This is a genomic window from Streptomyces sp. 4F14, from assembly GCF_048159485.1.
Taxonomy (GTDB): Bacteria; Actinomycetota; Actinomycetes; order Streptomycetales; family Streptomycetaceae; genus Streptomyces.
Map to the genome: position 1 here is coordinate 21,644 of NZ_JBLRVY010000051.1, position 17,756 is coordinate 39,399.

The window sequence follows — 17,756 nt, forward strand, 5'->3', positions numbered from 1 at the left end:
CGCGCACCCCCGCTTGACAGCCGTGCCACGATGACCCCAGTCGCGTGCTCTCCAGCTCCGGCGGTACGCGACCGCTACTCGCTGTGCGGACAGCACGACGGCCCCGACCTCGGTCGGGGCCGATCGCGTACGCGGGCTACGGGCGCCACTCCTCGCGGGCTGTCACAGCCTCTTCAGATACTGGCACCGAGCACACGATGACATCGGGCACACCTCGTCGCCCCGATTCGTCTTACGCCAGTACTCGCAGCCATCCGCCATCGGCAACGTCTCGGGATCTACCGTCCCGGAGTGATGCGGCTGCGCCCCCACCCGCCGCACTCCCTCCTCCTGCAACGGCTCCGGGGGAAGTGCGGCCGGGCGCGCCGTCGGACTCTGTGGCGGTCCGTACCCCGCAGCCTCCAACTCGCGCTGGAGGTGGCCGGCGTCGCCACCCGCGCCGTCGTTCGCATCGGCGATCCACTGCCACACGATGCGCAGCACCGCATGTGCATCGGCGCCGTCCAAAGGCTTCCCGCTGGGCATGTTCTTTCCTCGTTCCGTCCGTGGCTGCTTGGCAGGCCCCCGACCGCGCCGCCGTCCCTGGATGTATGGCACGAGCGGCTCGTACGGGAGCATCCGCGTCTTGCCGACGACGCGGTAATCGTCAGGACCGATTGGCCAGCCGGACGCCGGGTCGCGGGCCAGCTTCCGCAGCCCTTCCGCCGTCATGCTCTGGGCGATTCCGTCTGCGACGAGCCGTTCGGCCGCCTCGGCGAAGGACAGCATCGTCCGCTGCTCCTCTCCTGGCGTGTCTTCGGGCATGGCTCATCCTCCCAGACTTGTTGTGTTGAGCGCAACAAGTCGCTATGGTCGTACAGGCACCAACAGAACGGCCCCGACCGGGCTCTCACACACCGGTCGGGGCCAGCCACTTCGCCTGAACCACCAGGAGAAACAGCCATGGAACACGGTAACGGCAACACCCAGACCCAGCCCACCCCGCGCCGCCGCGTCATCGCCACCGGCTACATCCCCCCGGCCGCCCGCGCCGCGATCCGCCGCCTCGAATACGCCCTCACCCCCACCGCGCCCGCCGCCCGCATCCCCGAGCTCTACCAGTCCATCGGCCACCGCATCCTCGCCACCCGCCACATGACCGACGTCGAACTCCTCGGTGTCGCACGCGTCCGCTCCATCTACCTCCTCACCGTCCGCCACCGCCACAGCGACCGCCCCTACAGCATCTACGCCTACCGCCAGCCCACCCCCATCGAATGCGACCCCGACCTCGCCAACCCCCGCCGCCCCGGCGAATGGATCCAGATCCACTGGCGCGACGGACAGCACGACGAACTCGACCACCTCACCGCCGACGCCATCGCCTGGGCCCACCGCCACGCCGCCACCCGCATCGCCCACCTCCACCAGCGCACCGCCGACCACTACCGGCACGACGCCGAATGGCGCGCGCTCGACGCCGCACGGCAGGCGGCCACCCGATGAGCGAGCCCCAGCCCCAGCCCGAGCCGGACCGCACCCCCCGCCCCAACCCGATCCTCGCCCAGCCCGCGACCGTCGCCGACTGCGCCCAGGACTACGAGGCCGCCGCCGACGTGCGACGCCGCCTCGACCAGCAGATCACCGGAGGCCAGTGATGGCCTGGTTCCGCCGCGAGCAGACCACCGTCGACTACTGGGGCACCCCCGTCACCGGCCCGGCCGACCGCTTCCGCCGCGCCAAGACCACCGGCGCCCGCAAAGCCGCCCGCGCCGGCCAGGCATGGGAAGACCGCGACCGCGCCCAAGACCGCAAAGGCCCCTGGTACCGGCCCGCCCGCTGAGGAGACACACATGGACGCCCGGATCGAATACCACACCAAGGAAGCCGCGGACCTCCGCACCACCGCCGCGACCGCACCAGGCACCCCCGGCGCACGCCAGTGCCTCGCACTCGCCCGCGACCACGACGCCCTCGCCGACGCGGCACGAGCCGGTGACTACCCGTCCCCCGCCGACCACATCATCGGCACCGACATCTGACCCACCCCAGACCGCCGGTCTCCCGCGCGTACCGCATCCCCCACGGCCGCGGGAGGCTGGCGCCTCCTCAGCGGAGCAGCCCGTGAAGACCTGCAAGATCCCGACGACTCGCCTGGTCCCCCACACCGTCGACGGCGAGACTGAACTCGTCGAGGACACCCAGTACATCGAGGTCCCCGTCCCGCCCCGCGACTGGGACGCCCTCGTCCGCACCGCCGTCACCATCGGCGCCGTCGTCCTCGTCACCGCCTCCCTCGTCTGGACGACCACGTCCGTCGGCGCCCTCCTCGCGATGGCCACCATCGCCGCCGTCGCCTACGCGGCCGGCGTCGCCTTCGATGCGTCCTGGATCCTGTGCATGGGCGCCGAGTGGCTGCTGCGCTACGACCCCGACCGGGCCGCCGTACCCCGCCGGGCCGGACACTTCGCGCTCGCCATCTCCATGGGGGCCGTCTACGCGCACGGCCAGCTCTCGGGCGAGTGGGTGGTCGGCGCCGTCGGCGCGGCCGTCTCCGCGCTCGCCAAGGGTGGCTGGATGATCGCCATGCGCGTCCACGCCCGCCCCCTCGACCCGCGCACCCAGCAGTGGGTCGCCAAACGCCGCGCCGCCGTCGACGGCCAGCTCGCGATGATCCCCGTCCGGCGCGAACTCCAGCGCGGACAAGCCCTCATCGACGCCGAGCAGCGCTCCCTCACGGACGGCGAATCCGCCGGTCCGGACCGTCTGGACGAGTCCGCGGACGATCCGGACGCCGACGTCCTCACAATCCGACCCGGCGCCGTGACCACCAAGGACGCGGTCCAGGACGCCTGGGATTCTGGAATCCGCGACCGGGACGCCGTCGTCCGCGTGGTCGCCAAGGCCACCGGCCGGGCCCCCTCGCCGGACACCGTCGAGCGCTACCTCCGCGCCCTCCGGATCGGCGCCTGATGGGTGCGCGGCCGTCCCCCGACGGCGACGAGCTGCGCGCCCTCCACCACCTCCGCCGCCTCGGCGCTCGCCCCTTCGGCCACCAGGACACATCCATGCCCGCCCAGCCCGACCGTCGCCCCGTCACCCCGACCCGGATCATCCCCGCCGGAGCCCCGCTCCCCGACCGGGCACCCGAGCCCGGCGAGATCCCGCCCTGGCGCACCCCGCCCACCCCTCCGCCCGCGCCACCCCCGCCACCGCCCGCCCCGGTCGAGATCCACCACGTCCACGTCCACCAGGTCGTAGTGGTCGAACCCGAGCCCGAGGAGCAGCCCCCGCTGTGGGCGCGCGCCTGGGACTGGCTGTCGGAGCGACTGGTCACCTTCCGAATGCTGCTCCCCATCGTCACCGCGCTCACTCCGTGGGCCGGTGGCCGCAGTCCCGTCGGAGCCTGGGCCCACACCCTCCACCAGGCCCGCACCGAGGCCAGCATCGGCGCCGCCTACGTGATCGCCGGAGTCGCCCTCGCCGCGGCCTGGGGCCTCGACCGCAAGACCGGCCGCGTTTTCCCCCGCTTCCTCCTCGTCACCGCCCTGCTCGGCAGCCTCGGCGTCCTCGACTGGTACGACCCGATCACTGCCCTGACCGGAGTACTCCGATGACCGGCACCACCACACTCACCCTCGGCGGACTCCTCACCGCACTCATCGTCCTCATCGCCAACGCCCACCCCTGGTGGACCGGCAACCGGCAGTGGACCCAGATCTCCTCCTTCACCAAGGGCTTCACCGCCGCCGCCTGCGCCGCCGCCTGCCCCGGCGGGCTCCTCGGCTGGGCCCACAGCCGCGCCGGAACCGTCGCCAACGGAGCCGGCGGCCGGACCGCGACCGCCACCACCGGCACTAACGCCACCGCCGACCTCACCAGCGGCCAGCTCGCCGGTCTCTCCGCCGCCGGGGCAGTCATCGTGGTCGCGGCCTTCACCCTTGCCGTCCTCTCTTACAAGGCCGCGGGCAAGAAGGACAAGCGGCGCCTGATCGGCGGCGCCTATGTCGGCAGCGTCCTCTGCCTCACCGCAGGCGTGGCCGGCGCGCTCTCCTGGCTGCCCGACGCCCTCAACGCGGCCGGCGCCGGGGTCGTCAATGCGGTCGAGGGGGCGGGCATCCTGTGAGCCGCCTCGCACGCCCCGCCGCCCGCCTCGCCGCCGGGTCCGCCGCGCTCGCCCGAAGCCTCGGCGTCCGCGCCGCCGCCTGGGTCGCGCGCGGCCGACGCCACGACCTCACCGGCTGGCGCGCGGCCCTCGGCTGCTGGGCCCGGCTCGCCCTGCTCACCCTCGGCGGCTACCTCCTCTGGCGTCTCGTCCGCGCAGTCCCCGGCGTGATGTGGCTGCTGACCGGCGCCTGGATGGTCACCGCGTGGCGGGCCGGACGTCCCCCCGCCGAGGAGACCCCCGCCAACACCCCGCAGCAGCCGGGGGAGGCGGTCCGGGCGCTCCTCCTCGACCTCCTGGGCGACGCCCCCGCGATCCACCTCCGCACCGTCCTCGCGTACCTCCAGGAGCAGGGCCAGTGGGAGGGCCGCACGGTGGGCGACCTCCGCGCGCACCTGGAGGCCCTCGGTATCCCCGTCCACCCCAAGGTCAAAGCGCCCGGCTCCAAGGCCCCCACGCGGGGTGTACGGAGGGCCGACCTCACCCCTGCCCCGGCCGTGGCCCCGGCGTCGTCTACCACCCCGTCTACCGCCGCTTGACCTGCACGTCTACCCGCGCGTCTACCGCGATCTACCCGGGATCTCCCGGGCCATCTACCCGGGACGGCCGCCCGCCTGGCAGCTAGCCGACCGCCCCGGCCCCATCCCAACCAAGAGACAGGACCGCCATCATGCCCCTCTTCAACCGCGCCGAGACCCAGAAGCTGACCGAGGTCGTCGCCTCGCTTCCGCCGCGCGTCGCCGACTGGACGCCCGAACAGCGCCAGCAGCACGCCGAGCAGTCGGACCGCGCGATGCGCGAGCAGGCGGGCGTCGACCCCGGCGCTAGCTGATCACTACTCTCAGGGCCCGCCGCACATTCCCCCCCGATGCGGCGGGCCTGCTGCGTGTCCGGGCCCACAGAAACCTGAACCTTGCTTGACGTTCTGGTCGATCATGCCGCACCATGGGCCGCAGATCCGGCATGCCCGGAAACGATCAACCCCGGTACGGCATGATCCCCCTCAACACACCGTTCCAGGGGGGAACATGATCAGAAGCCTCACCGCCGTAGCGCTCGCCGCGCTCGCCCTCACCGCCTGCTCCAGCAGCAGCGACACCACCGAGGACAAACCCAAGGCCGTCGACGCCACCAAGCTCGACGACGCGGGCAAGCTCGCCTGCGACGACTTCGCCAAGGACTACAAGGCCGCCGTCACCAAGCAGGCCCGTCTCGACCTCGCCAACAAGGTCAACAAGTGGGCGCCGACCTCGAAGACCGACCGCATCGCCGACAGCAGCAAGGTGCTCGCCAACGGCGCGAGCGGCACCGACGGCGCCTGGAAGATCGCCGCTGACACGTTCGCGCAGGCGTGTCTCGACGCGGGCTGGAAAGCCTGACCAACACCGACCCTGGCCCGGCGCTTCCCCCACGGACGCCGGGCCTTCGCACGCCCAAGGGGAGGTCAGCCGTGGCCGAAGCGCCCGTCCCCTTCAGCGACGAAGAGATCGCCGAGCTGAAACGCCTCCACGGCCTCGGCCTCAGCCGCAACCGCATCGCCCGCGAACTCGGCCGCTCCGGACGCGCCGTCAGCGTCCACTCCGACCGCCTCGGCCTCACCTACGACCGCACCCTCACCGCCGCAGCCACGGAGGCCAAGATGCAGGACGCCAAGGCCCGCCGCGCCGCGATCATCGAGCAGCTCTACGACACCGTCGAAGAGGAACTCGCCTACCTCAACGGCGGCCGGTACGACCTGGTCGAGGTATCCGCCGGCACCGCCGTGAAGTACAGCCCCACGCGCCTCCCCGCTCAGGACCGCAAGGCGCTGCTCACCGGGATCGGCTCCGCGATGGCCACGGCCACCCGCCTCGAAGCGCTCGACACCAACAACGGCGTCGATGAGGGCATCAGCCTCCTCGGCCAGCTCGCGACCGGGCTCACGGCGGCGTACAACGCCATGAACGAGGGGGCGGGTGATGCTCCGTGACCTCAAGCTTCCGCTTTCCCCGGCGCAGATCCGCTCGATCATAGAAGCCCAGGACGTCCCGATCGCCCTGTGGTCGGGGGCGGTGTCCAGCGGGAAGACGATCGCCTCCCTGATCGCGTTCCTGCTGCGGCTCGCCGTCGCCCCGGACCACGGACTGATCGTGATCGTGGGCCGCACGCTCCAGACGATCGAGAGGAACTTGATCGACCCGTTGCAGTCGAAGTTCCTGTTCGGGCCGCTCGCGAAGCACGTCCACCACACCACCGGGTCGACGACCGCGACGATCCTCGGCCGCACCGTCCACCTCATCGGTGCGTCCGACGCGCGCGCGGAGGGCCGAATCCGCGGGGCGACGATCGCGCTCGCCTACGTCGACGAAGCGACGCTGGTGCCGTACGAGTTCTGGATGATGCTGCTGTCCCGGCTCCGCGTCGGCGACCAGTCCCGGCTGCTGGCGACGACGAACCCGGACGGCCCGTTCCACTGGCTGCGCAAGGAGTTCATCCTCCGTAAGGACGCCGTGGGGCTGACGCACTGGCACTTCACCCTCGACGACAACCCGGGCCTCGACCCGCGCATGGTCGCCCGACTGAAGGCGCAGTACACCGGGCTCTGGTACCGCAGGTTCATCCTCGGCGACTGGTGCCTCGCGTCAGGCGCGGTCTACGACTCCTTCGACGACGTCAGGCACGTGGTCGACATCCTCCCGGAGATGCGCCGGTGGATGTGCGTCGGCGTGGACTATGGGACCGTCAACCCGTTCGTCGGCCTGCTTGTCGGGCACGGCGTGGACGACCGCCTGTACGTCGCCTCGGAGTACCGGCACGACTCGCGTGCCGCGCACCGGCAGCTGACGGACGCCCAGTACAGCAAGGCTGTGCAGGGCTGGCTGCGCGAGTACGGTCACAAGGGTGCTCAGGGGGTTCAGCCGGACTGGCTGTTCGTCGACCCGTCCGCGTCGTCGTTCATGACTCAACTCTGGTCCGACGGTGTGCCGGGAGTCGCGAAGGCCGACAACGACGTGAAGGACGGCATCCGGTCGGTGAGCATGGCGCTCGCGGCCGACCGGCTGTCCATCCACCGCTCCTGCGAAGGGCTCCTCGGGGAGCTGCCGTCGTACTCATGGGACGAGAAGGCAGCGCTCGCGGGCGAGGACAAGCCGCTGAAGGCGAACGACCACTCCTGTGACGCCCTCCGCTACGCGCTGCACAGCTCGGTGAACGAGTGGCGGCACCTGATCCGCGCAGACCTGGAGGTGGCCGCATGACGCCTGGAGAGATCACGCTGCCGGTGCACGTCCGCGTGGGCGAGATCGGCGGGCACTGGGGATCGATCACCTTCACCCCCGAGGACGGCCCGGTCACCGAGGACAAGATCCGCGCGCAGGCTGCGGCGTTTTTCCGGGAGGCCGCTGACCGGCTGGAGAACCCGGACGCCTACGAGGACAACGAGGGGGTATCCGATGCCGCTCCCTGACAAGAACATCCCGTGGCCTCCCGTGCACCCCGCGATCCAGGCCGACATGGCCGACTGGGCCGCCTGGTTCTCCGCGAACCCAGACCGGCTGGCGTACCGGTACTTGAACCGGCACCGCGACAACAGCAGGTTCGGCGCCCCGCAGAACCGGCCGAGCCAGTACCGCGGCGGTGTGGTCGGCCGGGTTTCCCGCTGGTTCTGGGGCGAGCCCACCCCGCTCGGCGAGAAGCGCGCCAACTTGCACATGCCGCTCGCCCGCGACGTCGCCCGCACCTCCTCGGACCTGCTGTACTCCGAGCCGCCAGTCCTCAAGGTCGAGAACGCGGCGGCCCAGGAACGCCTCGAACAGCTCATGGACGGCGGCCTGATCCGCACTCTCATCGCGTCGGGGGAAGCCACGGCAGCGCTTGGAGGGTCCTACCTCCGCATCGTCTGGGACGAGGACATCCGCCCCGGCCCGTGGGTGTCCCTCGTCCACGCCGACGGCGCCGCCCCCGTCTTCGCGCACGGCGACGTCCTCAAGTCCGTGACCTTCTGGACCGTCCTCGTCTGCGACGGGCAGCGCGTCGTCCGCCACCTGGAGCGCCACGAGCCCGGTCTCATCCTCCATGGCGTGTACGACGGCACCGAGGACAACCTCGGCAAGCCGCTTCCGCTGGAAGCATTTGAGGAGACCAGGAACCTCCTGCCCTCGCGCCAGCTTCCGGCTGCGGCGACGGACCGGCTCGCGGTCTCCTACGTCCCGAACACCATGATCGCCCCCGACTGGCGGGACATCCCCGGCGCCGCCGGGCTCGGAACCTCCGACTACCAGGGAGCCGAGACATTCCTCAGCGCGATCGACGAGACGTACACCAGCCTCATGCGGGACATCCGCCTCGCCAAGAGCCGGATCATCGTCCCGCAGGGCTACCTCCTCAACCAGGGCCCGGGAGCGGGCTCGGTGTGGGAGGACCGTGAGGTCTATGCGCCGATGAACGTGCCGCCCACGATCGACCAGCAGATCGTGGCGAACCAGTTCACCATCCGCTACACCGAGCACCTGGCCACCATCGAGGACCTAGTGGGCAAGGTGATCCGGAACGCCGGCTACTCGGGGAACACATTCGGCGACGACGCTGCGGGCGCTGCGGTCACGGCGACGGAGATCAAGGCCAGGACCGCCCGGTCGATGACCACCAGGGCCCGGAAGGCGGAGTTGGCGGCGACCGCGATCGCGGACATCGTCGAGACGCTGCTGATCCTGGAGGCGTCTGGCTGGTTCAAGGGCGTTGCGCCGGTCGAGGTGGAGCGGCCAGCCGTTCAGTTCGCGGACTCGGTGCAGGACGACATCAAGACCCTCGCGGAGACGGCGGCGTTGCTGCGGCAGGCCGAGGCCGCCTCGGCGGAGACGCTGGTCGCGATGCTCCATCCGGACTGGACGGACACCGAGAAGAAGGAGGAGGTGGCCCGGCTGCTGGCGCAGTCCGGCCGCCTGGTCGAGGACCCGCTGACGCTCGGCGCGGACCGGCCCGCCTTCGGTGAGCAGCCGGAGGACGATCCGGACGGCGAGTCGCAGGTCAAGTAGCGGGAGGGCCCGATGCCGGTCAGTCCCGACATGGCCGAAGACCTCGCCTCCGCGATCTCCAGCCTCTACGAGCAGGCCGAACTGGCGCTCATCGAACGCGTCACGCGCGCGCTCGCGGAGGGTCTCGACTCCCCGCTGTGGGCCGAACTCAAGCTCGCCGCGATCGGCAACCTGAGGGTAGCGATCGAGGAGATCATCACCGCCCTCCAGACCGACGCGGCCGGCGCGATCCACCAGGCCGTCGCGGAGGCGTACGACCGCGGGCAGCAGGCGGCGATCGTCGAACTCGGTGCGGTGGCGACGGGGCCGGCGCTGGCGGCGGCGGAGGCTCTGCCGTCGGCGGCGGCTGTGGACCGGCTGGCGGCGGCGCTCGTGTCGGAGACCGGCCCGGTGCACATGCGGATTCTGCGGCAGGGGCTGGACGTGTACCGGCAGGTGATCGCGGAGGCGACGTCGGCGCCGCTGCTGGGTGCAACGACGCGCCGTCAGGCTGCGGCTCGCGCGCTCGGCCGGTTCGCGGACCGCGGGGTGACCGGGTTCATCGACCGGTCCGGGCGGGCGTGGAACCTCACGTCGTACGTGGAGATGGCCTCGCGGTCGGCGCTCGGCCGCGCCGTTGTCGAGGCGCATACCGACCGGCTGGCCGCTGCGGGTATCGATCTGGTGCTGGTGTCGGACGCCCCGGAAGAGTGCCCCCGCTGCAAGCCGTGGGAAGGGAAGGTCTTGAGGCGCGACGGCGCGTCCGGGGCCGGGACGGTGGAGGTCGAGCACGCCACCGAGGACGACCGCATGGTGCGGGTCCGGGTCGCCGGGTCGCTCCCGGAGGCGCGCGCGGCCGGGCTGCTGCACCCGAACTGCCGTCACAGTGTGGGCATCTACTTGCCTGGTGTGACGCGTCCGAGGCCGAAGCCGCCGAGCAGGGCGTCGTACGAGCAGACGCAACAGCAGCGGTACTACGAGCGGCAGATCCGGGCGTGGAAGCGGCGGGCCGCCGGGGCGATCGACGACAAGGCGCGTACGGCGGCGAACGCGAAGGTCCGCGCCTACCAGGGTCGCGTCCGTGAGCTGGTCGCCGATACCGGCCTGCCGCGCAAGAGCCATCGCGAACAGCTCGCGGGCTCCCGCTGACTACGTCTCTTCCTGCTGCCCGTGCTCGCGGTCCCACTGCTGCAACTGGGACACGGTGCAGGACGGGCAGAAGGGATCACTTCTCCTTCTCTTTGGAGTCGCTGCTCCCCACCCCGATATCTCGGTAACGGTGCGGACCAACGGTCCATCACAACGGCGGCAGGAACCTGGGGCGTTCTCGCGATAGCTCATGCCCCGACGGTAACCCCGCCCACTGACAACCGAGCAGAGACTTCCGGCCGCCGCACGGCAGGCCGGGCAACCCGAAACGGGAGAACACCATGCAGGTCCCTTTCAAGCAGGACGCCTTCCGGCACCCGCTCGCGACGCACTCCGCGCTCGACGTACTCGGCTACCGCCGCAACGGCTCGCCGATCTACGCCATCGCGGGTGGCAGCGGCGAGGGCGAAGGCGGCTCCGGCACCGGCGGACAGTCCGGAACCGGTGAGTCCGGCCAGTCCGGACAGGGCGACGGCGGCGGTTCCGGCACCGGCGGTGACCAGGGCGGACAGCAGTCCGGACAGGGGTCCGGACAGTCCGGATCGGGGTCCGGCGAGGCCGCCGACTGGGAGGCCAAGTACCGCGAGGCCGTCGGCCACTCCCGCGAGTGGGAGAAGCGCGCGAAGGCGAACTCGAGCGCTGCGGAGGAGCTGGAAAAGCTCAAGGCCGCGAACCTGACCGATCAGGAGAAGGCCGTCGCTGCGGCGGAGAAGGCGGGCCGCACGGCCGCCGCTCAGGAATCCGCCGCCGAGACCGAGAAGCTCACCGGCCAACTCCGCGAGCTGACCGTCCGCGACGCCGTACGCGAGCGCGCGGAGCAGCACGGCGCGAAGGCGTCCGCTCTCCTCGACTCCGTGTCCTTCCGGCAGAAGATCGCCGACCTCAACCCCGCCGACAAGACCTTCGGCGCGAATTTGGACGACGCCATCAAGGCCGCCGTCAAGGACAACCCCGCCTTCTCCACCCAGACCGCCGGACGCTCCGGCGGGGACCTGTCCGGCGGCACCGGCGAAGGCGCCGCCAAGCAGCGCACCGGCTCCCTCGCCGGAGCAATCGCCAACCACTACCAGACCTGACCCTCAGGGAGCACCTCATGCCCGTGACGCTCGCCCAGGCGCAGCTCAACACCCAGGCGGACATCGACTTCGCCGTCATCGACAACCTCCGCCGCAACTCGTGGCTGCTCAACAACTTCGTCTGGGACGACACCGTCACCCCCGGCACCGGCGGCGACTCCCTCACCTACGGCTACACCCGGCTCCTCACCCCGTCGAAGGCCAGCTTCCGACGCTTCAACGAGGAGTACGTCCCGTCGCAGGCCACCCGCGAGCGGAAGACCGTGGAGCTCCACCCGCTGGGCGGCAGCTTCTCCGTGGACCGCAAGCTCGCCCGGCTCGGCCCGGCGGCGACCAACGAGATCATGTTCCAGATGGCGCAGAAGCTCACGTCCGTCCGGACGCGCTTCCAGCAGGAGCTGATCCTTGGCGACACCGCCGTCGACGACGCCGGCTTCGACGGCCTCGACAAGGCCCTCGTCGGCCAGACCACGGAGTTCGTCCCCCTCGCAGAAGGGGTCGCAACCGGCTACCTCGACTGGTCGCCCGGGACCGTGGACACCGAGGACAAGGCCATGTCGGCCTTCGACTTCTTCGACGACTTCCTCGCGCGCATCCTGGGGTCGCAGACCGGCTCCGGCGACACCAACGCCGACGGGTCCATCCCGGCAGGCACCAAGGCGATCCTCGGGAACACAAAGAGCATCGCCCGCATCAAGGCTCTGGCCCGCCGTGCCTCACAGTTCACTGAGGAGAAGAACAGCCTCGGCCAGCTCATTGAGCGCTACGGCAACTGGGTCCTCGTCGACCTCGGCGACCGCGCCGACGACTCCGGCCCGATCATCCCGATCCGATCTGCGGACGTGGACGGCGGCGGCGCCGGCGGCGTCATCACCGGCCTCACCGACATCTACGCCGTGTCCCTGGGCCTGGACGCGTTCCACGGCGCCGCGATGGCCAGCACCCCGCTGGTGGAGACCTTCCTCCCGGACTTCACCCAGCCCGGCGCGGTCAAGAGCGGCGAGGTCGAGATGGGGCCGGTCGCTGCGGTCCTCCGCAACACCAAGAGCTGCGGCGTGATCCGCAACGTCAAGGTCAGGTGAGCAGCGTGACGACGAGGTACAAGATCGAGGCCCCGGTGCGGTCGTTCACGGGCGAGTCCGTGGGCGTCCAGTTCACCAGGGGCACCGGCTATGTGACCGACGCCGACAAGGCCGGGCGCGCGGCGCTGGAGTACTTCCGCCGCCACAGCTACGGCGTCGCCCCGGTCGACGAGAAGACCGAGGAAGAGCGCGTCCAGGAACTGGTCACCGGCGCCCCCGCGCAGCGCAAGGCGCCGCCGGCCGACGACGGCCCCTTCGACCCGGCCAGGCACGGCGTCGACGACGTCCTCGCGTACGTCGGCGAGGCCGACCTCGACGAGGCGACCCGCGTCCTGGACGTGGAGGCCGTCGCGACGAAGCCGCGCGTCGGCATCACCAGCAAGCGCGAGGAGATCCTCGCCTCGAAGGCGCCTGCGGCTTCGGCCGGGGACGACACGAAGGGAGCCGGGCAGTGACGCTCCTCGGCGCATTCAAGGGGAACCCCCGCAACGACCTCAGCTGGCTCAACACGGCTGGCCGACCGGACCCGGAGGTGACGTTCCACCGGGCGAACCTCCCGCGTGTGGGCCTGGACGACATCCCGGCCGCGGCGACCGGCGTCATGTGCTCGGTCGCCCTGTACCTCCAGGACGGCGACGCGATCAGCAACCTGACGTTCATCAGCGCGGGGACGGCCGGCGGTTCGCTGACGAACCAGATCGCCGCCCTGTACTCGGGCGCGGGCGCGCTGCTCGCGCAGTCCGCAGACAAGACGTCGGAGGCGTGGGCGGCTGACACGGCGAAGACGTTCGCGCTCGCCTCCCCGGTGCGGGTCACGAAGAGCGGCGTGTACTACGCGGCGCTGGCGGTCGCGGCGACGACGGTTCCGACGCTGGTGGGCTCGGTCGGCGCGAAGCCGTTCCTGTCGGGTGAGGGGAACCTCGCGCAGACGTCGGGCTCCGGGATCACTGCGACGGCCCCGGCGACGATCGCCACACCCGCCTTCAAGCGGCACGTGCCGCTCGTCATCGCAACCTGATCGGAGGACGGGATCATGCCTCTCTCTGGAACGATGCTCGCGGTCAGCGCCTTCGCGGAGCTGACCTCAGCCCTCGACCTCGGCACAGGCCGGGCCGCGCAGTCCCTGTCCCGGTCGATGTCCTTGACCAACGGCACGGGAGTGGGGAAAGCCGACCGGCTGTTCTCCGACCGGCGGACGCTCGCGGCCAGCGCGACGGAGGATCTCGACCTGGCGGGCGTGCTGCTCGACGCGTTCGGCGCAGCAGTCACGTTCGCGCGGGTCAAGGGGATCATCGTCGCGGCGGCGGCCGGGAACACGAACAACGTCGTCGTCGGCAACGCGGCCAGCAACGCGTGGGCCACGCTCCTCGGAGCGACGTCCACGGTGACGCTGCGGCCGGGCGCGTTCGTCGCGGTCGGGACCGGCGTGGCGGATGCGACGGGCTACGCGGTCACGGCCGGTACCGGCGACCTCCTGAAGATCGCCAACAGTGGCGCCGGGACGTCGGTGACGTACGACGTCCACATCATCGGCGCGTCCGCGTAACCGAATCAGCCGTGCGACGAAGGAGGGGCGCGATGGCAGCGACTGGCTACGTGTCCGCGGCCGGTGACACCCGCAAAGTGGACCGGGCGGGCGACGCCATGACCGGCGAACTCGCCCTCCCGGATTCCTTCCCGGACACCCCGCTCTCCGCCGCGTCGAAGGGCTACGTCGACGACGTCGCGGCGGGCAAGGTGAGCGGTCCGCCCTCAGCAACCGAGGGCAGCGTCCCGCGCTTCGCCGGGCCCACCGGGAAAATCATCGCCGGATCTACGGTGATCATCGGCGAGGACGGGTCCGTCACCATCATCGGCGGCCTCCTCCTCGACGGCGCCGACCTCACCGTCCTCGGCACGGGCAAGGGCTACCGCTTCCGCCGGGGCGGCGGCGCCCTCGACCTGGAGGCAACCGGCGCGGACCTCCTCATCTCCACCTGGTCCGACGAGTCGTTCGGAGACGACGGCGGGACACAGCGCTCGTACGCCCGCCTGTCCGCCGACGCCCACAACACCCAGTGGGCCGGACGGTTCGAATCGGTGGCCGGCCTGTACGGGGCTGCCGTCCACACCCTCGACCCCACCACCGGCATCGCCGGACTCGGCGCCAAGAACGGCCTCACGAACATCCGCGTCGCCGGACTCAAGGACACCCCAGGGGCACCGGCCGTCGGCGCGTGGGCGGCTGGGGACGCCGTCCTCGACTCGGCCGGTGCGTGGCACCTGTGCACTGCGGGCGGATCACCAGGGAGCTGGACATGATGGACGTCATCGCCGGCCGGACCGCCGTGCTTCTCTCACAGTGGTACAGCTACGAGGGCGGCCCTCTCGTCGACCTCGACGCCACCCCCACAATCGGTATCACCCGCGTCGTCGGCGGCGCGGTCGTCCTCGCCCCGACCGCCAGCGGTGTCTCCCACCCGGGGGTCGGCTCGTACGGCTACGGATGGACCCCCGCGACCGACCTCTCCCCGGGCCTGTACCTGGCGTTGTGGAGCGGCACAACAGACGGCAGCCCGGTCACAGCGTCTGAGACCGTCAACGTCACCGCCCCTGCTGCCGGGCGCGTGTACGCGACGGTCCCGGAGTACGAGGCGTACCCCGGCGGCACCACCCCGGCCCCGGCTGGCACCGCGGCCCGGCTGGCGCAGGCGTCGCGGATGCTGGATCGGCAGGCGCTGCGGGGCGCCTTGTTCGATCACGATGAGACCGGCATGCCGACCCACCCGCTCGTGCTCGCCGCGTTCCGGGACGCGGTGTGCGCGCAGGTCGCGTGGTGGGCGCAGGTAGGCGATCCGTCGGGGGCGGATGGGGTGGGCTGGGGGTCGGTGTCGATCGGTTCGGTGTCCCTCGGCCGGTCGGTCACGGCGGTGTCCGGGGATGATGCTCCGGCCCGTCAGATTGCCCCGGCCGCGTGGGACGCGCTGCTCTCCCCGGACCTGACGGCGTGCATCTTCCGGATGGGGGCGGTGTTCTCGTGCTGATCCCTCGCTGGCTGATGCGGCATGAGGTGACGATCGCGCCGTACCTCGGCGACACCAGCAAGGGCCCCCGCTACGGGCCCCCGACGGTGGTGCGGTGCTTCGTCGACGAGCAGACGAGGGGCGTCCGGTCTCCGGCCGGGGAGCAGGTCACCTCGACGTCGACGGTGTACGCCGACCCGGGCACGACGGCACCGCAGTTCTCGCTGGTGACGCTGCCGAGTGGCCGGACGACGAAGGTCATTCAGACGAAGGACCGCAACGGCGGCGGCCTGCCCACTCCCGACCATATGGAGATCCAACTCGAATAGCGGGAGGCCCCATGCCGCAGAACTTCCGGCTGAGATTCGACGGGGCTGCGGCAGAACGGCAGATCCGGGAAGCCGCCGCCCGGGGCCTGTTCCTCGCAGCGGAGCACGTGCTCCAGGTCTCCGACGAGGTCGTCCCCCTTGATGAAGCGGCGCTCCAGAGGTCGGGGGCGGCCAGCGTGGACGAGCCTTCGCTGACCGCGATGGTCAGCTACGACACGCCGTACGCGGTGGTCCAGCACGAGCGGCTGGACTTCCGGCATGCGCCCGGCCGGACCGCGAAGTACCTGGAGAACTCGCTCAACTCGGAGCGGGAGCAGGTGGCGGCGATCATCGCGGCGCAGGTGAGGCGGGCGCTGCGGTGAGCTACACGTCCAGCCTCCTCGACGGCATCGGCGCACTCCTCGCGGACGCGGGGATCGGCGTCTACCGACCCGACGACGTGATCACTGACCCGGACACCGGGATCTTCCGTGGCGTCATGCCGGACAACCCGGAGCGGGCGATCGCGATGACCGCGTACCCGGTCGAGGACACCGACCTCACCGACGCGATCACCGCCATCCAGTTCCGCCTGCGCGCGGGCCGCGATCCCGACGCGATCGACGACCTCGCCGACGCGCTCTTCGACGCCCTCCACAACCGGCAGCACTACCAGGTCGGCAGCGGCATCCACGTCGCCCTGTCGTGGCGGCAGTCCCAGGCGTGGATCGGCCAGGACGCCCACGGCCGCATGGAGCTGACCTCGAACTACTACTTCCGGGCCGTGCGGCCCAGTCCACATCTGAACGACTAGGAGGACCGCATGTCCACCCCCACCCCGATCACCGCGCTCGCCCGCCGCTGGCGCCTGGAGATCGACATGTCCGCAGCCAAGGACGGCTCCGACTGGCAGCTCGTGCCCGGTGTCACGGAGTTCACCCCGGCCGCCGAGCCCAACATCGAGGACAGCAGCGACTACGACTCCGGCGGCTGGGCAGGCAACACCAAGACCGGCCAGTCCTGGGAGCTGGGCACCACGATCAACCGCAGGATCAACGACCAGGTCAAGGTGTACCACCCCACCCACGAGGCCCTGCGCGCCGCCGCTTACGGCTTTGGGTCGGCGTCCCAGGTCCACGTCCGCTACTACGACCGCGACGGTCTCCCCGAGGCGTACGAGGGCACAGCGATCGTGACGTGGGCACCGTCCGGCGGCGAGTACACGGCGCTCGACCAGGTCGAGGTGACGCTGACCGGCGACGGGCCCCTCGCTCTCATCGCGAACCCGGTCGCCTGATGGCCGGCGGCACGTTCGAGGCGCTCGACGCCTTCCTCTCCGACGGCCTCACCCTGCCGGTCCGGGGAGCAGACGGCGTCGTGCGCGAGTACTACATCGCCGACCCGTCCGCCGAGGCCGGTATCAAGATCGAGCGGATCACATCGCTCGCCGCCCGTCTCGCGGCTGGCGGGGCCGCCCCGGAGCGTCCCGTCCTCGACGACGACGAGGAACTCGACCTGTACAAGCTGTGCCTCGGCGATGCCTACGGGCGCCTGCGCGCGGAGACGTCGTGGTCGGTGTTCAAGCACGTCTCGCTGACGGTCATGCTGTGGATCACCTCCGACGAGGACACGGCGCTGGAGTATTGGCGCACGGGCGAGGCACCGGGAAAAGCGGCGAGGAACCGGGCGGAGCGTCGGCAGATGTCGCGCGGCTCCTCGGACAAGGCCGCGGCGAACGGGACCCGGTCACCGGCCTCTACGAGTGGTACGAGGGCGGCATCCCGGCGCCGAAGCAAGGCCGGTCGCGGCAGGGGCCCCCAGTCGATCTGAGCTGGGCCAAGCTTCTGGGTTCCTGGGAGCTGATCGAGGCCGACCTCCACGAGACGTACGGCATCGACGTCGAGTCAGGCGTCCTCCGCCAGCGGACATGGCGCTGGCTCCAGCTCCGCATCCTCGGCCTCCTCTCCACGGAGAGTCGACTCCAGCGGCACCTCAACCCTCCTG

Annotated in this window: 28 protein-coding genes; 27 read left to right on the forward strand and 1 reads right to left on the reverse strand. The window is 71.1% G+C overall.

All coding sequences use genetic code 11. The features are described 5' to 3' along the window. Positions 1 to 162: 162 nt before the first annotated feature. On the reverse strand, positions 163 to 804 hold the full coding sequence (locus tag ACLZOT_RS48055) for a hypothetical protein (RefSeq protein ID WP_416975637.1): 642 nt from the start codon (positions 802 to 804) through the stop codon (positions 163 to 165). 138 nt (positions 805 to 942) lie between these two features. Here ACLZOT_RS48055 and ACLZOT_RS48060 point away from each other — a divergent pair, with 138 nt between their 5' ends. The 27 genes from ACLZOT_RS48060 to ACLZOT_RS48190 all read left to right on the forward strand — a co-directional run bounded on the left by ACLZOT_RS48060 (position 943) and on the right by ACLZOT_RS48190 (position 17,582). Continuing rightward, positions 943 to 1,485, forward strand: a complete 543-nt coding sequence (locus tag ACLZOT_RS48060) for a hypothetical protein (RefSeq protein WP_416975638.1) — start codon at positions 943 to 945, stop codon at positions 1,483 to 1,485. Further along, positions 1,482 to 1,637, forward strand: coding sequence for a hypothetical protein (locus ACLZOT_RS48065; RefSeq protein WP_416975639.1), 156 nt, complete (start codon positions 1,482 to 1,484; stop codon positions 1,635 to 1,637). Before ACLZOT_RS48060 ends, ACLZOT_RS48065 begins: the two co-directional genes overlap by 4 nt. Further along, entirely contained in the window at positions 1,637 to 1,822 is a 186-nt protein-coding gene (locus ACLZOT_RS48070) for a hypothetical protein (protein WP_416975640.1), read from the forward strand. The genes ACLZOT_RS48065 and ACLZOT_RS48070 overlap by 1 nt, the downstream gene beginning before the upstream one ends. A 10-nt stretch (positions 1,823 to 1,832) precedes the next feature. Then, positions 1,833 to 2,021, forward strand: coding sequence for a hypothetical protein (locus tag ACLZOT_RS48075; protein WP_416975641.1), 189 nt, complete (start codon positions 1,833 to 1,835; stop codon positions 2,019 to 2,021). 82 nt (positions 2,022 to 2,103) lie between these two features. Continuing rightward, entirely contained in the window at positions 2,104 to 2,952 is an 849-nt protein-coding gene (locus ACLZOT_RS48080) for a protein transporter Sec31 (protein ID WP_416975642.1), read from the forward strand. Next, positions 2,952 to 3,596 carry a hypothetical protein gene (locus ACLZOT_RS48085; protein WP_416975643.1) on the forward strand — a complete coding sequence of 215 codons (645 nt, stop codon included), beginning with the start codon at positions 2,952 to 2,954 and terminating at the stop codon, positions 3,594 to 3,596. The genes ACLZOT_RS48080 and ACLZOT_RS48085 overlap by 1 nt, the downstream gene beginning before the upstream one ends. Further along, positions 3,593 to 4,105, forward strand: a complete 513-nt coding sequence (locus ACLZOT_RS48090) for a hypothetical protein (protein ID WP_416975644.1) — start codon at positions 3,593 to 3,595, stop codon at positions 4,103 to 4,105. The genes ACLZOT_RS48085 and ACLZOT_RS48090 overlap by 4 nt, the downstream gene beginning before the upstream one ends. Continuing rightward, on the forward strand, positions 4,102 to 4,683 hold the full coding sequence (locus ACLZOT_RS48095; RefSeq protein ID WP_416975645.1) for a hypothetical protein: 582 nt from the start codon (positions 4,102 to 4,104) through the stop codon (positions 4,681 to 4,683). Before ACLZOT_RS48090 ends, ACLZOT_RS48095 begins: the two co-directional genes overlap by 4 nt. A 131-nt stretch (positions 4,684 to 4,814) precedes the next feature. After that, a complete protein-coding gene (locus tag ACLZOT_RS48100) occupies positions 4,815 to 4,976 on the forward strand; it encodes a hypothetical protein (RefSeq protein WP_416975646.1) in 162 nt (53 codons plus the stop codon). Positions 4,977 to 5,172: 196 nt separating this feature from the next. After that, the gene (locus tag ACLZOT_RS48105) at positions 5,173 to 5,523 is read left to right on the forward strand and encodes a hypothetical protein (RefSeq protein ID WP_416975647.1); all 351 of its coding nucleotides are present in this window, start codon (positions 5,173 to 5,175) and stop codon (positions 5,521 to 5,523) included. 71 nt (positions 5,524 to 5,594) lie between these two features. Continuing rightward, the gene (locus ACLZOT_RS48110; protein WP_416975648.1) at positions 5,595 to 6,113 is read left to right on the forward strand and encodes a GcrA family cell cycle regulator; all 519 of its coding nucleotides are present in this window, start codon (positions 5,595 to 5,597) and stop codon (positions 6,111 to 6,113) included. Further along, positions 6,103 to 7,380 carry a PBSX family phage terminase large subunit gene (locus ACLZOT_RS48115; RefSeq protein WP_416975649.1) on the forward strand — a complete coding sequence of 426 codons (1,278 nt, stop codon included), beginning with the start codon at positions 6,103 to 6,105 and terminating at the stop codon, positions 7,378 to 7,380. Before ACLZOT_RS48110 ends, ACLZOT_RS48115 begins: the two co-directional genes overlap by 11 nt. After that, positions 7,377 to 7,589, forward strand: coding sequence for a hypothetical protein (locus tag ACLZOT_RS48120; protein ID WP_416975650.1), 213 nt, complete (start codon positions 7,377 to 7,379; stop codon positions 7,587 to 7,589). Before ACLZOT_RS48115 ends, ACLZOT_RS48120 begins: the two co-directional genes overlap by 4 nt. Then, complete coding sequence (locus ACLZOT_RS48125; RefSeq protein WP_416975651.1) at positions 7,576 to 9,156, forward strand: capsid protein; 1,581 nt, start codon at positions 7,576 to 7,578, stop codon at positions 9,154 to 9,156. The genes ACLZOT_RS48120 and ACLZOT_RS48125 overlap by 14 nt, the downstream gene beginning before the upstream one ends. 12 nt (positions 9,157 to 9,168) lie before the next feature. Then, positions 9,169 to 10,284, forward strand: coding sequence for a phage minor capsid protein (locus ACLZOT_RS48130; RefSeq protein WP_416975652.1), 1,116 nt, complete (start codon positions 9,169 to 9,171; stop codon positions 10,282 to 10,284). Between the two features lie 281 nt (positions 10,285 to 10,565). After that, the gene (locus tag ACLZOT_RS48135; RefSeq protein ID WP_416975653.1) at positions 10,566 to 11,360 is read left to right on the forward strand and encodes a hypothetical protein; all 795 of its coding nucleotides are present in this window, start codon (positions 10,566 to 10,568) and stop codon (positions 11,358 to 11,360) included. A 17-nt stretch (positions 11,361 to 11,377) separates the two neighbouring features. After that, positions 11,378 to 12,442 carry a major capsid protein gene (locus ACLZOT_RS48140; protein WP_416975654.1) on the forward strand — a complete coding sequence of 355 codons (1,065 nt, stop codon included), beginning with the start codon at positions 11,378 to 11,380 and terminating at the stop codon, positions 12,440 to 12,442. 5 nt (positions 12,443 to 12,447) lie between these two features. Beyond that, a complete protein-coding gene (locus ACLZOT_RS48145) occupies positions 12,448 to 12,897 on the forward strand; it encodes a hypothetical protein (protein ID WP_416975655.1) in 450 nt (149 codons plus the stop codon). After that, on the forward strand, positions 12,894 to 13,460 hold the full coding sequence (locus tag ACLZOT_RS48150; protein ID WP_416975656.1) for a hypothetical protein: 567 nt from the start codon (positions 12,894 to 12,896) through the stop codon (positions 13,458 to 13,460). Before ACLZOT_RS48145 ends, ACLZOT_RS48150 begins: the two co-directional genes overlap by 4 nt. 15 nt (positions 13,461 to 13,475) lie before the next feature. Further along, entirely contained in the window at positions 13,476 to 13,988 is a 513-nt protein-coding gene (locus ACLZOT_RS48155) for a hypothetical protein (protein ID WP_416975657.1), read from the forward strand. Between the two features lie 32 nt (positions 13,989 to 14,020). Further along, positions 14,021 to 14,743, forward strand: a complete 723-nt coding sequence (locus ACLZOT_RS48160) for a hypothetical protein (RefSeq protein WP_416975658.1) — start codon at positions 14,021 to 14,023, stop codon at positions 14,741 to 14,743. After that, positions 14,740 to 15,465 carry a hypothetical protein gene (locus ACLZOT_RS48165; RefSeq protein ID WP_416975659.1) on the forward strand — a complete coding sequence of 242 codons (726 nt, stop codon included), beginning with the start codon at positions 14,740 to 14,742 and terminating at the stop codon, positions 15,463 to 15,465. The genes ACLZOT_RS48160 and ACLZOT_RS48165 overlap by 4 nt, the downstream gene beginning before the upstream one ends. Beyond that, positions 15,459 to 15,773, forward strand: a complete 315-nt coding sequence (locus ACLZOT_RS48170; protein WP_416975660.1) for a hypothetical protein — start codon at positions 15,459 to 15,461, stop codon at positions 15,771 to 15,773. The genes ACLZOT_RS48165 and ACLZOT_RS48170 overlap by 7 nt, the downstream gene beginning before the upstream one ends. A gap of 11 nt (positions 15,774 to 15,784) precedes the next feature. Further along, positions 15,785 to 16,135 (forward strand): hypothetical protein, encoded by a 351-nt coding sequence (locus ACLZOT_RS48175; protein ID WP_416975661.1) that lies wholly within the window; start codon positions 15,785 to 15,787, stop codon positions 16,133 to 16,135. After that, positions 16,132 to 16,566 (forward strand): minor capsid protein, encoded by a 435-nt coding sequence (locus ACLZOT_RS48180; protein WP_416975662.1) that lies wholly within the window; start codon positions 16,132 to 16,134, stop codon positions 16,564 to 16,566. The genes ACLZOT_RS48175 and ACLZOT_RS48180 overlap by 4 nt, the downstream gene beginning before the upstream one ends. Before the next feature lie 9 nt (positions 16,567 to 16,575). Beyond that, positions 16,576 to 17,049 carry a phage tail tube protein gene (locus ACLZOT_RS48185; RefSeq protein ID WP_416975663.1) on the forward strand — a complete coding sequence of 158 codons (474 nt, stop codon included), beginning with the start codon at positions 16,576 to 16,578 and terminating at the stop codon, positions 17,047 to 17,049. Further along, positions 17,049 to 17,582, forward strand: a complete 534-nt coding sequence (locus ACLZOT_RS48190; protein WP_416975664.1) for a hypothetical protein — start codon at positions 17,049 to 17,051, stop codon at positions 17,580 to 17,582. Before ACLZOT_RS48185 ends, ACLZOT_RS48190 begins: the two co-directional genes overlap by 1 nt. Positions 17,583 to 17,756 lie beyond the last annotated feature (174 nt).